This window comes from Polaromonas sp. P1_E1_2, from assembly GCF_056406035.1.
Genome location: NZ_JBFUAZ010000722.1, coordinates 1 through 1,899, shown reverse-complemented (window position 1 = coordinate 1,899; position 1,899 = coordinate 1). Strand labels below are relative to the sequence as shown.

Annotated in this window: 2 protein-coding genes; one reads left to right on the top strand and one right to left on the bottom strand. The window is 58.3% G+C overall.

Annotated elements, in window-relative coordinates:
- The first annotated feature begins 165 nt into the window (after positions 1-165).
- Entirely contained in the window at positions 166-759 is a 594-nt protein-coding gene (locus AC1D1P_RS22160) for a hypothetical protein (RefSeq protein WP_477674467.1), read from the top strand.
- 118 nt (positions 760-877) lie between these two features.
- On the opposite strand, the gene AC1D1P_RS22155 is transcribed toward AC1D1P_RS22160, so the two are convergent.
- Positions 878-1,876, bottom strand: a complete 999-nt coding sequence (locus AC1D1P_RS22155; protein WP_477674466.1) for a hypothetical protein — start codon at positions 1,874-1,876, stop codon at positions 878-880.
- Between the last annotated feature and the right edge of the window lie 23 nt (positions 1,877-1,899).

Below are 1,899 nucleotides of genomic sequence, written 5' to 3'. Positions count from 1 at the left end.
GCAGTTCATCGTGCACGCCTTCCCCACAAAGCCGGCTTGCCCCTGAGTTCCGGTGGCTGCGGCGACAACGTTAGCCGATAAATCATTGCCCAACCGCAGTGCATCGAGAGTGCCGGGTGAGCCCTGCGCTCAACGACCTCCTCGATGCCTGTTTTCATTCCGACTATGCATACCAACAACCCGAACATCACAGTTCTTGACGATTTACTGCCCGAAGCATTAATGACGTCCCTGATCGAGGCCGTCTCGTGGATGCCCATGCATTTCCTGAATCGATGGGAGCGCTTTAAATCGCATGAGCTTGACATGCATTGGTACTACCCCGTTGCGTTCACGGAAGAGCCGTTTACCGACGATGTGGAGCCCAATATGCGCGCACTCGATGACACTCTCCAGTCAATCACGCAATGCTGGGACTTGATCAAGGCCAGCCATGATCACCCGGTGCGACTGTACGAATGCATGATCAGCGCCAATACCTTCGGCACCGAAGGCCGGTTGCATCAGGATATAGGCGAAGCAGACAAGCGCCCCCTGCACAACACGGCGCTGGTTTACTGCAACCGGGAATGGAATGTGGCCTGGGCCGGCGAGACCCTTGTTTTCGATGAGCAGAACGAGATCACCGCTGCCGTTATGCCAAAGCCGGGCCGCATCATGAAGATCATCGGTGACCCGACGCATGTCGGCCGCTCGGTCTCGCGTATTTGCCCCACTGACCGGCGCGTCATCGTCTTCAAGTACTGGACTGTCAAGTAGCCGCCGATGGGCGTAATGCTGAGTTGCATTGAAGCCCAGCCGCCCCTCGAGTGCTCATACGCTGTGCGGCACGGCCGCGCCGTCAATCACAGGCGCCTGGCGTGCGGCGCAAACCAGATCAAGGCGACTCCCCCCCCGCCGTGCGATTGAAAATATCACTCAACATGACGTCATAGCCCGAATGCGGAAACATGGGATGGGAGTTCAGCTCGAGCCACCACAGCTGACCTTCGTCGTCGAGCACGGCATCTACCGAATAGGCCAGGGGTGCCGGCGCGACTTCCTGCAAGGCAGTGCGCATCAGGGCTCCCATTTGCGCAATCTGTTCGCCGCACACGGTTTTTAACTCCGTCAAGGCGCTGCCGGCTTTGGCGGCCCCTTGCCTTGGTGCGAAGCTGCGGCCATACCGGAAATCAATCCACATCTCTTGCCCGGCAGACAGAACATCCGTGGGCGAGAAGCTCTGGTAGGCCATGCACGCCACCAGTATTGCCTTGTCGGCCAGAATGTTGGCACCAACGTCTTGCTTGAGTTTTGCCTCGGCCAGCGCGCCGGCTGTTGACACGCCATCGCCGGTGACCGTGGCGTAGTCTTGCATGTCGGCGAAGAACGGTGTGTGACCCCAGTACCAGATCTTTACGATCTTGCCGGCGACAAACTGTTCATGGAATGTGCCGGCGTCAGAGCTGTTTGGCTCAAGGGGAGGCACCGGGACGGTTGCCAGAAAGGGCCCCTGGATGTCGTAACCGAACGAGCCTCGGGATTTTTTCCGGATGTAGCTTTGCGCCGGCTGCTGGCCCGGGGGCCACATTTGGGGTGTACGAACACCGGCCTGGTCAAGGTGCTGCTTGAACAGCCGCTTTTCGGTGGAGAGCGGCGTGGAATAAGGCCTGTAAGGGCGCCACCCGCCAAATGCAATCACCGACTCCATCAGGTCTTCGATGTGAACCAGCTTGTTGCGGACAGACGCCGCAAAGATCGGATAGAACCGGAAATACACATTGGCACAGCGTATTTCCAGCTGCACGGTCTGAATGTCTATCTCAACCTTCGCGTCATGCTGGGCCGCCCATCCGCGCACAGCGCGGAAGTGGTCAAAAAAAGTAGGGAAGGCCATGAGTCCTCAGTCGTTGTCTATTG